The organism is Sulfurimonas sediminis, from assembly GCF_014905115.1.
Taxonomy (GTDB): Bacteria; Campylobacterota; Campylobacteria; order Campylobacterales; family Sulfurimonadaceae; genus Sulfurimonas; species Sulfurimonas sediminis.
Genome location: NZ_CP041235.1, coordinates 525,087 through 540,355 on the forward strand (window position 1 = coordinate 525,087; position 15,269 = coordinate 540,355).

The following is a 15,269-nucleotide window of genomic DNA, read 5'->3' on the forward strand; positions in this document are numbered from 1 at the left end:
AGCAGTTTATGAGTAAAAAGTTATTTATTGAAACCTTGGGTTGTGCTATGAACTCTCGTGACTCTGAACATATGATAGCACAGTTACGTGAAAAAGAGGGTTATGAAACGACACAGACCCTTGAAGAGGCCGACCTGATTTTGATAAATACCTGTTCTGTGAGAGAGCGTCCTGTTCATAAGCTTTTTTCTGAGCTCGGCGGTTTCAACAAACGGAAAAAACCTTCGGCTAAAATCGGTGTATGCGGATGTACCGCCTCTCATCTCGGAGAAGAGATTATAAAACGGGCACCTTATGTAAACTTTGTTCTGGGTGCAAGAAATGTTTCTAAAATAGGTGAAGTTTTACATAAAGACAAAGCTGTGGAAATAGACATAAATTATGATGAGAGCGAATTTGCTTTTGATGATTTTAGAACATCCCCCTATAAAGCATATATCAACATTTCCATAGGCTGTGACAAGCGGTGTACATTTTGTATTGTTCCAAAAACACGCGGAGATGAAATTTCGATTCCTGATGAACTCATTATCAACGAGGCAAAACGCGCTGTAAACAATGGAGCCAAAGAAGTTTTCCTGCTCGGCCAAAATGTCAATAATTACGGCAGGCGTTTTTCATCGAGTGAGCATGAAAAGGTCAATTTTACAGAGTTGCTGCGCAGACTCTCCAAAATTGAAGGTTTAGAGCGTATTCGTTTTACATCGCCGCATCCTTTCCATATGGATGATGAATTTATAGAAGAATTTGCCAAAAACCCTAAAATCTGCAAATCTATGCATATGCCACTGCAAAGCGGTTCAAGTAAAGTGCTCAAAGATATGAAACGCGGGTACACAAAAGAGTGGTTTTTGAACCGTGTGCAAAAATTACGCGCAGAGTGTCCTGAAGTCAGTATATCAACGGACATCATAGTAGCCTTTCCCGGTGAGAGTGATGAAGATTTTGCAGATACAATTGATGTAATGAAACAGGTGAAGTTTGATCAGATTTTTTCATTCAAGTATTCTCCTCGTCCTGAAACAGAAGCACAGCATTTTACAAATACGGTAGATGAGGAAGTGGCCTCACAGAGGCTTGCGTATCTGCAATCACTGCATAATGAACTTTTAGATGAGATCAATGCAAAGTATTTAGGACAGACTTTTCGTGTTTATTTTGAAAATTTAAACAAAGACAATTTTGTTTCAGGCAGAAGTGATAATAACCTTGTCATCAAAGTCAAAGGGAGTGAAGAGTTGTTAGGAGAGTTTAGAGATGTTAAAATTACTTCTATCGGCAGAACAATTTTAACAGGCGAACTCGTTGCTTAAGAAGATAAGCCGTTCTCTTGCGCTTTACCTCCTTCCTTTTATAGGCTCTTTGCTTATAAAACTGCTCTATCTTACAAATAAAAAAGTTTTTCATGCACCTGCAGCACTTGGTGAAGAAAACTTCATAATGGCTTGCTGGCACGGGGAACTTTTGATGATCCCCTATGCCTACTTACGCTACAGAAAAACTCCCCATGTAAAACTTATAATTTCAGATCATTTTGATGGCACACTTATCGCAAAAACACTCAGCTATTTTGGTTTTGGTACCATTAGAGGTTCAAGCAGACGTAATGCCGCAAGAGCGCTTTTGCAAGGGATAAAAGCTTTAAAAGAGGGGTATGATCTGGGCATTACCCCGGATGGACCAAAGGGGCCACGGCACGAGGTTGCTGACGGGATTATCGTCATGGCACAAAAAGCAGATGTGAAAATTACCCTTGTAGAGATCAAACCGAGCAGTTACTGGCAGCTGAATTCATGGGATAAGTTTGTAATTCCCAAACCTTTTGGTACAATTACCTACTATATCAGTGATTTGCTGGATATAAAAGGGCTTGAACTTGAAGAGGCCAGAGACTTGATTAAAAAGGGGTTACTCAAACATGAACAATAAATTTTTTTTTCCGGCTTTGGCTGCTCTTTTTTTAGTAATTATGGGTATCTACTTTTTACTCAATCCCTCTTATGAAAAGTCCATAGAAGCGAAATATTATTATGAGATTGGTGATTATGAAGAAGCCTACAAACGTGCCAATGAGGCCTTCAGTTTAGATATATACAACCGTATGGCTGCAACAATAATGGCACAGTCCAAAACCTCCATAAAGTATAAAAAATACATAGATCAGGCAAAAGAGTATATGACCGAGATTAATCTTATAGCAGCAAAAGAGACCATAAGTGATGCTGACAGAGCCAAAATAAAACTGATGAGTGAGATAATGGTGGATTCTTATAAAAAACTTGCTCCAAGCGTAATTACTGATAAAAAATTGGTACGCGAAGCAGCAAAATATTATAAAGATTTTGAGAAGCTTCTTGAAAAAGTCAATAGATAAATATAAAAAAGATTTTCTCACCTCTCTGGAAGAGCACAGAGGCTATTCCGATTTAACGATAAAAACCTATGCCGATGTTCTGAATGAAGCATTTGGGCATATAGAGATAGTGGAAGAAAATGGGCATACTGTTGTAAATTTGATGCCTTACAGGATTTTCATCGCTGGTTTAAATGCAAAAACAATTAGTAAAAAATTAAGTGCTGTTCGAAGTTTTGTCGCATTTGTACAGGAACAGGGTTTACATGTAACCCTGCAGGCGGATGAGAGTATAAAGGTCGCAAAGACACTGCCAAAACCTATCTCCCATGAACATATTGTCGAAGCTTTGCAAAAGTGTGATTTAAAAGAAAAACTGCTGGTGAGCATGCTCTATACTGTGGGGTTGCGTATTTCTGAGCTTGCATTACTGGAACTGGAAAATATTTCGGGTGAATGGATACGGGTTATAGGAAAAGGTAATAAACAAAGGGATATACCGCTTCTCAAATCAACAAGAAGACTCATTGATGAATATTTGTCAACTTTTGTGCTAAAAAAATTTCTTTTTGAAAAAAATGGCGAAAGATTAAGCGAAAATAGTCTAAGATATATGATAACTAAAATATTTAAGCGTGTAGCCTTGAAAGTCACACCCCACCAGCTTCGCCACTCCTATGCCTCCTCTTTGTTAAACGGAGGTGCACCAATAGTGGATGTCAGTGAACTGTTGGGACATGCCTCGATGGCAACAACGCAGATATATACAAAATTAGGCAGTGCATTGAAACAACAAAATTACAACAAAGCACACCCCTTAGGGGAGAGAGAGTGCTGAGCAGATTACTGGAATCTTTTTACCTTAAAGTCCTTGTGAATATTGTTGCCCAAAAAGAGAGCACCCTGGTTCATATAGAATTGTACGGAAAAAAAGGTGTAATTGATGAAGTAAACTCTGAGTTTCAGACAACCTCTCTCACTACACAAATGTATGATTTTATTTCTGAGTACATAAAAGAGTCTCCCTACTTTTACATAGCTGTTTTAGATACATCTTTGGTGCAGGGAGCCCTTCCTACATGTGAAAAAAACAAGTTAGACCATTATTTTGATTTGTCTATGTCAAAATACAAATGCTTTGAGAATAAATGGACTTTTTATACTGCAAAAAATGATATTTATGAGATAGAACGCAAATATGAAGATATCGGTGTTGATATGATATTTTCTCCTTTTGTTCTTCTGGCAAATTTTTTTCAGGATAAAATCAATGGAAATCTTGCAATGTATGTTCTTGTCCAAAACAATGTGATTTCTGTGGCTATTTTTGAACATTCAAATCTTCTTTATGCAGAACATCTGGAGATGATTGCGTCTGATGAAGCTGAAGATATTACACTTCATGAAGGAATGGATGAAGATATTGATACAAACCTTGATCTGGATCTTGATGAGGGTATTGACCTGGAAGATATAAATGTTGATGAGAATGATTTGGATTCTTTAGATGATTTTGGTGATATTGAAGACCTGGATTCAATTGAGGACATTGATGAGTTTTCAGAAAGTAAAGATGTCGAAGAAGAACTGTTAGAGAGTGAAAATGTATTGCCTGAAGATGAACAAAACGAATCTTTTAATGAAGATTATCAGCGGTTTACGCTCATTCAGCTGGCTGTTTCACATTTTTACAAAGATGAAAAATATGAAAGCAGATTTGTAGAGAATGTCTATATTGCCGATGGTGCAGGGGTGACAAACGATTTGAAAAAGTATCTTGAAGAAGAGATGTTCTTTAATGTTTATGTAAGACAGGCTGATCTTGGAGCCGAGTTATGTGAACTCACAAAGCTGGAGCTTGGTTTATGAAATACAGCTATATAAAACCAAGAAAAAAGACGCCTCTCACACCGGAATTGCAGATAGTTTTTACTTTTTTTGCGATGACACTGCTGATGCTTATTGCAACATATTCGTTTTTGCTTTATAAAGATTATACATTCGTACAGGATAAGCAATCAATCATAGAACACAAAAAAGAACTTGAAGCCAGTATCAATCAGATGCAGAATCAAATAAGCTTTATTCAAAAGCAGAAGGCTTTAGCCGAAAAAGTATTTACACAAAATATGGTCTTAAAAGATTCTATCGCAAACCTGTTTGACCTGGTACCACAACGCATCACGCTTTCGCGGGCACAACTTTTAAAAAACGGTTTGATACTCTATGGTATAACACCAAACAAAGATGTCTATAATTTTATGCTCCAGGCGCCATTACGCTCAATTTTTCATAAAACATACAGCAGTTTTTATCCTGCAAAGAATGGCTGGCTTATGTTTGTATCGACAAACTATATGGATGAATCACAAACAGAGGGGTTAGAGAGTGAAAATTAAAATTTCCCGTCATTATTTATATATTTTACTAATATCTGTTTTTCTGTTGCTGTTTGTGCTTGTTTTTTCTTTTGGACTGCTTATTCCTAAAGGAAAAGAGTATCGTGAATCCAGGCTTGAGCTGCGAAAAGAGAATGTAGAGTTACGTAAATATCAGGATTTTTATGACAAGACTCTCAAAACACTCAAAGATTTGCAGAGTAAAAACAGACATATCATCACTGCATTTGATGCAACATTTAATCCTGACAGGTTTGAAAAAAAATATAAAACTTTTTTTTCATCCTTACATGTAATGAAAGTGGAGCGCTCAAAAGATGAAGAGGGTTTTGCAACATATGAAGTCAATACAACATCCAAAATCAGTTCACCAAAAAATTTCTATAATTTTTTAGATGCACTCAACAAGGCTGACTGGATTATAGGCGTCAATTTTCCTATAGATTTTAAGCGTGAGGGAGAAATGATAAAATCATCATTCACAATGAAAGTTTATACCAATAACAAAGATAAAAACTCTACTGCTTCTGGATCTGTGAATAAATAGCCCCGTAATTTCGGCTCTACATGTAAACAGCGCATTTTTTCTTTAAAGTTTTTTGGCATATTGCCGGGCTTTATATAGGGTGCAATCAAAATATACTCTGCCACCATTGCCACCACATACTTTCTTCCTATGACTAGAGTGTCTTGAGTTTGTAGCAGTTTTTTTTCTTCGCCGCTCATGAGATGATTGATTGATTTGAGATATTTGTCAATATGATAGATGTCATTTCTTCTTGTAGGTGTTTTTTTAAAGCAGGCGAGTTCATTTATCTTTTGTAAAGAAGCATCCTTTATCAAATCTTTTACATCCGCATCCATATAGGCAAAACTTTTTTTGATACCCTGGGCATATTTTTGTAAAAGAGGATTTGTGTAGTTATGGCGAAAGATATTGCGTGTATACTTTTCGTTCGCATTACTCGCATCTTCAAAATACCTAATGTTGTTTTTATGTAAATATTCAAGCAGCTCCTCTTTGCTTACATGTAACAGTGGTCTGTAAAGCATATAACCGTTACGCTGTGTTTTTTCCTGCATGCCGGCAAGTTCCACACAACCCGCACCTTTACAAAACTGCATCAGCATCCATTCAAACCTGTCTCCCAAATGATGGGCTGTGAGGAGGGTGTCGTAATTATGCTGCTGTATAAGAGATTCAAAAAAATCATAGCGAATTTGTCTGGCATTGGCTTCAAAGTTAGCTGTAATTTTTTGTGCATGATGGACATGGCATCTGAAGCCGTACTCTTTTGCCAGAGCTTTTGCATAGGCTGCCTCTTCTTTGCTTTGCTCTCGTATGCCGTAATTAACAATGGCAATATCAAATTTGATGTCATTTTCTAAAAGAAGAAAGAGCAGGGCAGTAGAGTCGCCTCCGGCAGAAAATGCCAACAGGTTTTTTGTTGTTTGTAAAGCTTTTTTAGTCTTGCTTTTGAGCATTGTCTACGGTAGCTGTGAGAATATTTCCGACAAGCTCGGTAATTTTTGCCGGGTATATTTTGCCAAACTCCAAATCTTCATCAAGCGTTCTGTCATTGACATAAATTTCACCGTCAATTTCCGGTGCCCAGAGAAGTTCTCTTGCGCTTAAAAGATACTCATGCTCATCACTCTCCCCGTCTATGACGATTTGCGTGGTTTTTCCGACCTCTTTTTGAAGAGATTCTTTTGTGCACTCTGCGGCTATATCTCCAAGAATCTGTGCACGCTCGGCTTTGACTTCCTCTGAGATTTTATCTTGCATATCATAGGCCGAAGTTGTCTCTTCATCAGAATAGGAAAAAACATTGATGCGGTCAAAGCCGAAGTTTGCGGCAAATTCACACATCTCATCAAACATTGCCTCTGTTTCATGCGGATGTCCGACGATGAAACTTGTGCGGACAAAAGAGTTTGGCAGGCTTTTCATGTAGTTGAGGAGCTCGAGTGTTTTGTCTTTGCCAAATCCGCGTTTCATAATGCGAAGCATCTCATCGTTAATGTGCTGGATAGGCATATCAAAATAGTTGTGAAACACTTTGCTTTTTGCAATATTTTTCAAAAGTTTCATGCTTGTAGTTGAAGGGTAGAGATAGAGAATTCTCGCAGATTTTACACCCTCAATCAGCTCAATTCTTTGAATAAGCAGAGAAAGTCCGTCTTTGATATTTTGGTCACGCAAGTAAGAGCTTGAATCCTGTGAAACAAAAGAGAAATCCCAATAGCCTTTTTTTACAAGTCCTTCAACCTCTTTGGCAATCGAATCCAAGTCACGTGAGTTGAGTTTGCCTTTAAAAGAGGGAATTGCACAAAAACTGCATGTCTGATTACAGCCTTCTGAGAGTTTGATGTAGGCATGGTATGTCGAGCCTGTGACAACACGCTCAGCACCGTCTATCAAAAACACTTCATCAGAAAAACGGCTCTTTTTCTCAACCAAAAGCTCATCTATTTTGTCATAGTCACCGACACCGGTAAAGATGTCAACCTCAGGAATCTGTTCCATTAACTCCTCTTGATAGCGTTCGCTCAGGCAGCCAGTCATCACAAGAAGTGAATCCTCTTTTCGTGCATCATGGAGTGAAAGCACGGTATTGAGTGATTCCTCTTTTGCCGCGTCAATAAAACCGCAGGTATTGACAATGATGACATCGGCTTCTTCATTATTGTCTGTGAGTTCAAAATTTTGTAGTTTTCCCATCATCACTTCTGTATCGACCAGGTTTTTGGTACATCCGAGTGAAACTATGTGGAGTTTGTTGCTCATATCTCTTCTTTGTATTGTATTTGTTTCATGGCAATTTAAAATTAATTTTCTAAGCGGCTTTTCGGAACCCGTACTTTAGTGCGGGCTGTTGCAATAACCTTTCCACTCTCAGCCCGCACTAAAGTACGGGTTCCGAAAAGCTACTTAAGTTTGTTTTGCAATGGCAATAAAATCAAAATTATTTTTAAATTACAATATATTTGTGTAATTATACCGTATAATTAGCCTATGAAAAATTATGATGTAATTATTCTTGGTGCCGGGGCGAGTGGATTGATGTGCGCAGGCAGTCTAAGTAAAAAAATGCGTATTGCTATAATTGAGGGCAATGAAAAAGCTGCCAAGAAACTTAAAATTTCCGGTGGAGGTAAATGCAATATCACCAATGTCAGTGTACAGAGAAATAATTTTGACGGTGAGGAGAGATTACTGAAAGCAGCTTTTAAGCAGTTCAGTAAAGATGATTTATTGGACTTTTTAGACAGAAACAGGGTAGCGTTGGAGCTGAGAAAAGGACGCTACTATTTTTGTAAAAACTCTTCGGATGATATTATCAATGTGTTGAAAAAAAATGCAAAAAACAGTGAAATTATTCTCAATAACAAGGTGTTACATGTAAGCAAATCAGAAGATTTTTTTACAGTTGCGACAGACAAAAACAAATACACGGCAAGAAAAGTTGTTGTAGCCACCGGCGGAAAAAGTTTTCAAACGCTTGGTGCAAGTGATATAGGGTTGCAAATTGCAAAAAGCTTTGGTATCGGTGTGAAAGAATTTACGCCTGCACTTGTCGGGCTCACACTGCAAAAAGAGCAGTTTTGGATGAAAGAGCTCAGCGGGCTGAGCTGCTATGTACATGTAAAGGTGGCAGATAAAACGCTCAAAGAAGAGATGCTCTTTGCGCATAAAGGCATTAGCGGTCCTGCAATACTTTCTGCTTCCTTGTATTGGAAAAAAGGGGAAATAAGCATAGACTTTTTACCCAACAAAAATATTTTAGATTTGCTGCAAAAGAGTAAAAAACTGGTGAGTTCACTTATCCCTTTGCCAAAAAGACTTGCAAAAGCTCTTTTGTCCGCGATAGATTTTAAAGACAAAGAGTGTGCAAAACTGAGTCAACATGACAAAGAGAGATTAAAAGCATTGCACAATTATACCTTTGCTCCTGCAGGAAACTTCGGGTTTAGTAAAGCGGAGGTAAGCAGAGGCGGTGTCTTGGCAGATGCACTTACATGTAACAGCTTGGAATCCAAAAAAGTAAAAGGTCTGCATTTTATAGGCGAAGTTGTAGATGTCACGGGCGAACTCGGGGGCTATAATTTTCAGTGGGCATTTTCAAGTGCCTACAGCTGTGCAAAATTTATAAAATAAAGAGTTCAAAGTTTCAACTGTTTTATGAAATTTTTTGCAATCATTTCACCTCTGGTCTTAAAAATATTGGCTGTTTCTTCCTCATAGAGTTTGTCGATAGTTTGAGAAAAAAGTTCCAGCCATCTTTGGAAACTTTCCCTGTTAAGACCCTGCATATCCAGGTGCGGCTTTATAGGGGTACCGTTATAACTGTTGTCGGCTGTTGTCATTGATGCCCAAAAGTCTGTCAGAAGATTAAGATGATGCTGCCATTCGTCCGAAATCATCTCATCACCCAGCTTTTCAATGAAAAAATCAGCGATAAGATCGTCTTTGAGCACACTGCTGTAAAAGCGGTCAACCATAATGCGAATGTTTTTTTTTGTAATAGTTTGGTATTGCATAAAACCTCGTTTGTCTGTTTTGCATAAAATTATATTATATAATAGCAGAGGTTTACTTGATATAAATCAATCAGAATTACTGTGCGGTAAGAAGATAAACCTTTGATGTTTCTCTCATTTGGCTATAATTCCATTAATGAAAAAGAAACCAGAATTTAAAGTAGTATCACCCTATGAACCAGCAGGTGATCAACCGACAGCTATAAAAAAACTCTCCGACTCCATACTCAAAGGGAACCGCTATCAGACACTTGAGGGTGTGACAGGGAGCGGTAAAACCCATACGATGGCACGCGTTATAGAGAATGTAAAAATGCCGACTATCATTATGACGCATAATAAAACGCTTGCTGCGCAGCTTTACTCAGAATTTCGTCAGTTTTTTCCAAACAATCATGTCGAATATTTTGTTTCTTATTATGATTACTATCAGCCTGAAGCCTACATCCCGCGTCAGGATCTTTTTATAGAAAAAGATTCTGCCATCAATGATGAACTCGAACGTCTCCGCCTTTCTGCTACAGCAAATCTACTCTCTTATGATGATGTGATTGTTATCGCTTCTGTTTCTGCAAACTATGGTCTTGGTGACCCGGAAGAGTACCAAAATATGGTGCAGGCTTTGGCAGTAGGTGATGAAATAGCACAAAAAAAACTTTTGCTTCGTTTGGTTGAAATGGGCTATTCGAGAAATGATAGCTATTTTGACAGCGGACATATTCGAGTCAACGGAGAGAGTCTAGATATCTATCCGCCTTATTTTGAACAAGAAGCCATTCGTATTGAATTTTTTGGTGATGAGATAGAAGCGATTTATACTTTTGATGTGATTGATAATAAAAAGCTTGAAGAGCATAAAAGTGTCACGATCTATGCTACTTCACAGTTTAGTGTTTCGCAGGAAAAAATGGCTGTGGCTATCAAACGCATAGAAGAAGAACTCGATGAGCGGCTGGCATATTTTCAAAAAGAGGGTAAACTTGTTGAGTATCAAAGACTCAAACAGCGTGTCGAATTTGATTTGGAGATGTTGCAGACAACCGGAATGTGTAAGGGAATTGAAAACTATTCAAGACTTTTGACAAATAAAAAACCAGGAGAAGCCCCTTTTACATTGCTTGACTATTTTGAGCAAAACCATAAAGAGTATCTTGTGATTGTCGATGAATCCCATGTTTCACTGCCACAGTATCGAGGGATGTATGCAGGAGATAGAGCTAGAAAAGAGGTGCTTGTTGATTATGGCTTTCGCCTACCTTCAGCCCTTGATAACCGTCCGCTAAAAGCAGATGAGTACATAAACAAAGCACCGCATTACCTTTTTGTATCAGCCACGCCTTCTGAATATGAACTTGAAATGTCAGCGGTCAAAGCCGAACAGATTATTCGTCCCACAGGACTGCTTGATCCGGTTATAGAGATAAAACCATCAGATAATCAGGTAGAAGACATCCATGATGAGATTAAAAAGACCATTGTCAAAGACGAACGGGTTTTAATCACAGTGCTGACAAAAAAAATGGCAGAGGCCTTGACAAAGTATCTGGCTGACTTGGGTATTAAAGTACAGTATATGCACTCTGATATAGACACCATCGAGAGAAACCAAATCATCCGTTCTTTGCGCTTGGGTGAATTTGATGTACTTATAGGAATAAATTTACTGCGTGAAGGTCTTGATTTGCCTGAGGTTTCTCTTGTGGCAATTTTGGATGCGGACAAAGAGGGCTTTTTGAGAAGTGAAACGGCGCTTGTGCAGACTATAGGACGCGGAGCGAGAAATGAAAATGGTCGGGTTATTCTGTATGCAAACAAAATGACAGGTTCTATGCAAAGAGCTATCGACAAAACAAATGCAAGACGAGCAATTCAAGAAGCGTATAACAAGAAGCATGGCATAACGCCAAAAACAACAAAACGGGCTCTAGATGAAAATCTTAAAGTTGAAGATCATGGGGGACTCTATCAAAAATATAAAAAACAGGATAAAATACCGCCAAGTGAAAGAAAAGCAATGATCAAAGAGCTTTCTTTAAAAATGAAAGAGGCAGCCCGTGAGCTTAATTTTGAAGAAGCAGCAAGACTGCGTGATGAAATTACAAAAATTAAAAAACTTTAAGAGGAAATAAACAACGATGGAAGATACATTTAGTAATTTAGCAACATATGGGTATATAGGACTTTTTTTATACTCTTTAGGCGGTGGGTTTATTGGGATTGTTGCAGCTGGCGTTTTAAGTTTTATGGGAAAAATGGACTTAACCCTTTCAATAAGTATCGCCTTTTTGGGAAATGCTCTTGGCGATGTTTTGCTTTTTTGGCTGACAAGATATCAAAAAACTATGATGGTTGAGGGATTGCGAAAACACAGAAGAAAGTTGGCATTAGCACATATTTTGATCAAGAAACATGGTGACTGGGTTATTTTTATTCAAAAATTCATATATGGACTGAAAACTGTTGTGCCTATTGCCATTGCTCTGACGAAGTATGACTTTAAAAAGTTTGCCATTTTAAATGTTTTTGCAGCAGCGGTATGGGCTTTAGGATTTGGTCTGAGCAGTTACTATTTCGGAGCTGTTTTGAGTAAGTTTGCCCTGTATATCAATGATAACAGATGGATAGCTCCTGTGATTTTGCTTACTATCGGTGGAGCAGTTTGGATCTATCTGGAAAAGGCTACGAAAAAAAAGTAGCTTGAAAGAGAGTAAAAAGCTAAAAAGCTTTTTACTTTTCTACCTTTGGACCTGCTGCAGAGAAGTCAAATTCACTGTCGGCATCCTGGTATCTTTTAAAGTTTTCTACAAACATATCTGCAAGTTTGTCGCGGGTTCTGTCAAAGGCTTCTTTGTCTTCCCAGGCATTTCTAGGGTTTAAAAGGTCAGGGTTGATGTCACCTAATGTTTTAGGTACCTGCAGTCTAAATGTCTCTGTTGTATCAAATTCACTTTCATTGATTGTACCGTCAAGTATGGCATTGATACATGCACGGGTGTCTTTTAAACTCATGCGTTTTCCGACACCGTATCCTCCACCGGTCCAACCTGTGTTGACAAGGTAAACATTTACATTATGTTTGTCGATTTTTTCGCCGAGAAGTTTGGCATATACTGTAGGATGCAACGTCATAAATGCTTCACCGAAACATGCAGAGAATGTTGCAACAGGTTCCGTGATACCACGTTCTGTTCCTGCAACTTTTGCAGTGTATCCGCTGAGGAAGTAGTACATTGCCTGTTCTCGGGTCAGTTTTGAAACCGGAGGGAGTACACCAAACGCATCGGCAGAGAGAAAGATAATATTTTCAGGGTGTCCTGCCATTAGGTCAGGCTTGTGGTTTTTTATATGTTCAATAGGATAGGAAACACGGGTGTTTTCGGTTTTGGAACCGTCATCATAGTCAACCTCACCGTCATCATGCATGACAACATTTTCCAAAAGTGCATCTTTTTTGATTGCACCGTAAATTTCAGGTTCACTTTTTGCATCAAGGTTAATGACTTTTGCATAACATCCCCCCTCAAAGTTAAAGACACCGTAATCATCCCAGCCATGTTCATCATCACCGATGAGGGCGCGTTTCGGATCTGTTGAAAGTGTTGTTTTTCCGGTTCCGCTAAGACCAAAAAACAGAGCAGTATCTCCGCGTTCTCCAACATTTGCAGAACAGTGCATGGAGAGTTTTCCGTCAAGCGGCAGCCAGTAGTTCATCATTGAAAAGATACCTTTTTTCAACTCACCGCCATACCATGTACCACCGATTATCGCCATGTTTCTTTCTATATCAAAGAGAACAAAAACTTCAGAGTTCATGCCGTGTTCTTTCCATTTGTCATTGACAGCTTTACAGGCATTTAAAACAGTAAAATCAGATTTAAATGACTCAAGTTCGGAAGGAGTAGGGCGAATAAACATATTTTTAACAAAATGAGACTGCCAGGCAATCTCTGTTACAAAACGAATAGATTTTTTTGAAGCGGGACTTGCACCACTGTATACATCAGTCACATAAAGATTTTTTCCGGAAAGCTGTTCACGGGAAAGATCCAGAAGCTCATTGAAAATTTCTTCACTGATTTTTTGATTGACATCTCCCCATGCTATGTATTTATTAGATGGTTCACGGTCAACAAAATATTTGTCTTTGGGTGAACGGCCTGTAAATATACCTGTATCTACAGCAGTTGCACCTGTTTTGGTTTTTCTTACTTCACCATTTTCAAGTTCATGCTTGATTAATTCATCATAGTCAAGGTTATGATAAATTTTTCCGACATTTTTAAGTCCTAAATCTTCTAATTCTTTTGTTATGCTCATAGTTTACCTTGTGGTATATGTAATAATTGATACTTTTTAGCAGTGTATCATCTCTAGAACGAAATTATACTACTTCTAAACATAAATTAAAAGTAAAATAGATTGTTTTTCAAAATATTATAGAAAAGAAAAAGATATTCATAAAAAGTTTGAAAAAGAAAATTGGTTTAAGGATTTTTTGGTAGAATTTTACTCTTCATTTACTACAGCTCGATTAACTCAGTGGTAGAGTGTCACCTCGACAAGGTGAAAGTCACTGGTTCGAATCCAGTATCGAGCACCATCCCAATAAAATTTATAAATAAATCACATATTTGTTACTTAAGTTCCATTGCTTTTTATTTCAAAAGATGTATAATCATAAAAAACAGACAGGAGTATACAATGGAAAGAAAAATTACAATCGAAGGTAATATCTCTGTAGTAAGTCTGAGCAATGTCGGGACTTTTGAGGAATTTAATTTAGAGAACGAAGAAATCAACGAAGAATCAGAAATAAAAAACATTATGGAAGAGATTGATGCTTATGCGCAAAGCGGCGAACTTGATGCTGTGACTGATGTATGCACATATAAAGTCATGAACGATGAAGATATTGAGTATCTTGCATGTGCTGATGAAGAGAGTGAAGAGAAAGAAATTTCAATGGAGCGTTTTCAATTGGTCAATCAAACACTCAAACCTATCAAGAACCTCTTAACAAAGGCATGCAAGGGCGATATAATATATCTAAGAAAAGAGCAGGGAAAAGCAAATATAATACTGAGTCTTGAAATGAACAACAGCGATGAGGCTATGAGCTTTTCCTATTTTGACTGCAGTACAGACCTGGATGAGTATGATCTATTGCGTGAGAGTTACTATGATGTAGTCTGTGATACCTTTTTACCAGAATCTTTGGCAACACAGGAGAATAAAGCTACTGTAGAAAATTTTGTTTTTGAACCGCAGATTATTTATGGAGAACTGTATAAAGTCATAGAAAACGAAGAGGGCCTGAAATCTTTACAAAAAATAGAATTTCCGGGATATTATTTTCAAGACGCCCAAAGAGATATTGACGAATAGGGAGACTACTTAAAGGGCATTTTTGACATGATAATCTCTTTTTGATCTACATAGCGCCTGCAGTTTTTTCCTCCCAGACTCTTACAGGTTTCTTGCCAAAGTCTGGAGTGCCCACCATTTCCCGCAACATTTTGATGGAGCTTAAAAAGAAGAGCATGGGCATATTCATGGGGGATTACATCCGAAATCATATAAGGCATACTCTCCTGCATGACCTTTTTGTTTAAAAATATCTTTATTTTTCCGTTTTCATAAGAGGTAAGACCATAAAGTCTTCCAGGCACTTTGTCTGTAATAATAATTGGAAATCTGTAGATGAAACCAAAATTGTCCTGCATGTGTTGTAAAACATCCTGTTCTTTTGCCTGTATTTGATTGATATATGTTTGTGGAAGAGGATTGTGTTTAAATTGATAGCTTTTGTAGGCGTTAAAAATCAAAACACTTCCAAAAATAAAGATGACAGCTATAAAAGTGTATTCAAGTTTTTTACCAAAGATGTTATAGTCCTGTTTGGTGGAGCTGTGCGGAATAACACTTGTAGCATATTAGCTATTTATAAAGGGTTAAATAAAATTAAGCCCCTA

16 protein-coding genes and 1 tRNA gene are annotated in these 15,269 nt (G+C 37.8%); 12 read left to right on the forward strand and 5 right to left on the reverse strand.

Annotation, left to right across the window (positions count from 1 at the left end):
- Positions 1-8: 8 nt before the first annotated feature.
- The 7 genes from miaB to FJR45_RS02970 are packed head-to-tail and all read left to right on the forward strand — an operon-like array spanning position 9 to position 5,299.
- On the forward strand, positions 9-1,313 hold the full coding sequence (gene miaB, locus FJR45_RS02940) for a tRNA (N6-isopentenyl adenosine(37)-C2)-methylthiotransferase MiaB (RefSeq protein WP_193151272.1): 1,305 nt from the start codon (positions 9-11) through the stop codon (positions 1,311-1,313).
- The gene (locus tag FJR45_RS02945; protein ID WP_193151273.1) at positions 1,306-1,929 is read left to right on the forward strand and encodes a lysophospholipid acyltransferase family protein; all 624 of its coding nucleotides are present in this window, start codon (positions 1,306-1,308) and stop codon (positions 1,927-1,929) included. The genes miaB and FJR45_RS02945 overlap by 8 nt, the downstream gene beginning before the upstream one ends.
- A complete protein-coding gene (locus FJR45_RS02950; RefSeq protein ID WP_193151274.1) occupies positions 1,919-2,374 on the forward strand; it encodes a hypothetical protein in 456 nt (151 codons plus the stop codon). The genes FJR45_RS02945 and FJR45_RS02950 overlap by 11 nt, the downstream gene beginning before the upstream one ends.
- Positions 2,355-3,191 carry a tyrosine-type recombinase/integrase gene (locus FJR45_RS02955; RefSeq protein WP_193151275.1) on the forward strand — a complete coding sequence of 279 codons (837 nt, stop codon included), beginning with the start codon at positions 2,355-2,357 and terminating at the stop codon, positions 3,189-3,191. Before FJR45_RS02950 ends, FJR45_RS02955 begins: the two co-directional genes overlap by 20 nt.
- Complete coding sequence (locus tag FJR45_RS02960; RefSeq protein WP_193151276.1) at positions 3,185-4,222, forward strand: DUF8341 domain-containing protein; 1,038 nt, start codon at positions 3,185-3,187, stop codon at positions 4,220-4,222. The genes FJR45_RS02955 and FJR45_RS02960 overlap by 7 nt, the downstream gene beginning before the upstream one ends.
- The gene (locus FJR45_RS02965; RefSeq protein WP_193151277.1) at positions 4,219-4,752 is read left to right on the forward strand and encodes a hypothetical protein; all 534 of its coding nucleotides are present in this window, start codon (positions 4,219-4,221) and stop codon (positions 4,750-4,752) included. Before FJR45_RS02960 ends, FJR45_RS02965 begins: the two co-directional genes overlap by 4 nt.
- On the forward strand, positions 4,742-5,299 hold the full coding sequence (locus FJR45_RS02970) for a hypothetical protein (protein WP_193151278.1): 558 nt from the start codon (positions 4,742-4,744) through the stop codon (positions 5,297-5,299). The genes FJR45_RS02965 and FJR45_RS02970 overlap by 11 nt, the downstream gene beginning before the upstream one ends.
- On the opposite strand, the gene tilS is transcribed toward FJR45_RS02970, so the two are convergent.
- Both tilS and rimO read right to left on the reverse strand, forming a co-directional pair.
- Positions 5,245-6,237, reverse strand: a complete 993-nt coding sequence (gene tilS, locus FJR45_RS02975) for a tRNA lysidine(34) synthetase TilS (RefSeq protein WP_193151279.1) — start codon at positions 6,235-6,237, stop codon at positions 5,245-5,247. The two genes, FJR45_RS02970 and tilS, sit on opposite strands and share 55 nt — an antisense overlap.
- Positions 6,218-7,543, reverse strand: coding sequence for a 30S ribosomal protein S12 methylthiotransferase RimO (gene rimO, locus FJR45_RS02980; RefSeq protein ID WP_193151280.1), 1,326 nt, complete (start codon positions 7,541-7,543; stop codon positions 6,218-6,220). Before rimO ends, tilS begins: the two co-directional genes overlap by 20 nt.
- 228 nt (positions 7,544-7,771) lie before the next feature.
- Here rimO and FJR45_RS02985 point away from each other — a divergent pair, with 228 nt between their 5' ends.
- Positions 7,772-8,914: a BaiN/RdsA family NAD(P)/FAD-dependent oxidoreductase gene (locus tag FJR45_RS02985; RefSeq protein ID WP_193151281.1), complete on the forward strand. Its 1,143-nt coding sequence runs from the start codon at positions 7,772-7,774 to the stop codon at positions 8,912-8,914.
- Positions 8,915-8,919: 5 nt separating this feature from the next.
- Here the strand turns inward: FJR45_RS02985 and FJR45_RS02990 are convergent, their stop codons facing one another.
- Positions 8,920-9,297, reverse strand: coding sequence for a group III truncated hemoglobin (locus tag FJR45_RS02990; RefSeq protein WP_193151282.1), 378 nt, complete (start codon positions 9,295-9,297; stop codon positions 8,920-8,922).
- Positions 9,298-9,433: 136 nt separating this feature from the next.
- Between FJR45_RS02990 and uvrB the strand changes: the two genes are divergently transcribed.
- A complete protein-coding gene (uvrB, locus tag FJR45_RS02995; RefSeq protein ID WP_193151283.1) occupies positions 9,434-11,416 on the forward strand; it encodes an excinuclease ABC subunit UvrB in 1,983 nt (660 codons plus the stop codon).
- Positions 11,417-11,432: 16 nt separating this feature from the next.
- A complete protein-coding gene (locus FJR45_RS03000; RefSeq protein ID WP_193151284.1) occupies positions 11,433-11,993 on the forward strand; it encodes a DedA family protein in 561 nt (186 codons plus the stop codon).
- Between the two features lie 31 nt (positions 11,994-12,024).
- Here the strand turns inward: FJR45_RS03000 and pckA are convergent, their stop codons facing one another.
- Complete coding sequence (gene pckA, locus FJR45_RS03005; protein ID WP_193151285.1) at positions 12,025-13,614, reverse strand: phosphoenolpyruvate carboxykinase (ATP); 1,590 nt, start codon at positions 13,612-13,614, stop codon at positions 12,025-12,027.
- A gap of 208 nt (positions 13,615-13,822) precedes the next feature.
- On the opposite strand from pckA, the gene FJR45_RS03010 reads away from it, so the two are divergent.
- Positions 13,823-13,897, forward strand: a tRNA-Val gene (locus FJR45_RS03010).
- A 101-nt stretch (positions 13,898-13,998) separates the two neighbouring features.
- Positions 13,999-14,682, forward strand: a complete 684-nt coding sequence (locus FJR45_RS03015; protein ID WP_193151286.1) for a hypothetical protein — start codon at positions 13,999-14,001, stop codon at positions 14,680-14,682.
- Between the two features lie 5 nt (positions 14,683-14,687).
- On the opposite strand, the gene FJR45_RS03020 is transcribed toward FJR45_RS03015, so the two are convergent.
- Positions 14,688-15,122, reverse strand: coding sequence for a SprT-like domain-containing protein (locus FJR45_RS03020; protein ID WP_226966463.1), 435 nt, complete (start codon positions 15,120-15,122; stop codon positions 14,688-14,690).
- Between the last annotated feature and the right edge of the window lie 147 nt (positions 15,123-15,269).

Excerpts from the sequence above, each read along its gene's own strand:
- uvrB (WP_193151283.1), top strand. The coding sequence starts at position 9,434 with ATGAAAAAGAAACCAGAATTTAAAGTAGTATCACCCTATGAACCAGCA.
- pckA (WP_193151285.1), bottom strand. The coding sequence starts at position 13,614 with ATGAGCATAACAAAAGAATTAGAAGATTTAGGACTTAAAAATGTCGGA.
- FJR45_RS03015 (WP_193151286.1), top strand. The coding sequence starts at position 13,999 with ATGGAAAGAAAAATTACAATCGAAGGTAATATCTCTGTAGTAAGTCTG.
- miaB (WP_193151272.1), top strand. The coding sequence starts at position 9 with ATGAGTAAAAAGTTATTTATTGAAACCTTGGGTTGTGCTATGAACTCT.
- tilS (WP_193151279.1), bottom strand. The coding sequence starts at position 6,237 with ATGCTCAAAAGCAAGACTAAAAAAGCTTTACAAACAACAAAAAACCTG.
- FJR45_RS03000 (WP_193151284.1), top strand. The coding sequence starts at position 11,433 with ATGGAAGATACATTTAGTAATTTAGCAACATATGGGTATATAGGACTT.
- FJR45_RS02990 (WP_193151282.1), bottom strand. The coding sequence starts at position 9,297 with ATGCAATACCAAACTATTACAAAAAAAAACATTCGCATTATGGTTGAC.
- FJR45_RS02985 (WP_193151281.1), top strand. The coding sequence starts at position 7,772 with ATGAAAAATTATGATGTAATTATTCTTGGTGCCGGGGCGAGTGGATTG.
- rimO (WP_193151280.1), bottom strand. The coding sequence starts at position 7,543 with ATGAGCAACAAACTCCACATAGTTTCACTCGGATGTACCAAAAACCTG.
- FJR45_RS02965 (WP_193151277.1), top strand. The coding sequence starts at position 4,219 with ATGAAATACAGCTATATAAAACCAAGAAAAAAGACGCCTCTCACACCG.
- FJR45_RS02950 (WP_193151274.1), top strand. The coding sequence starts at position 1,919 with ATGAACAATAAATTTTTTTTTCCGGCTTTGGCTGCTCTTTTTTTAGTA.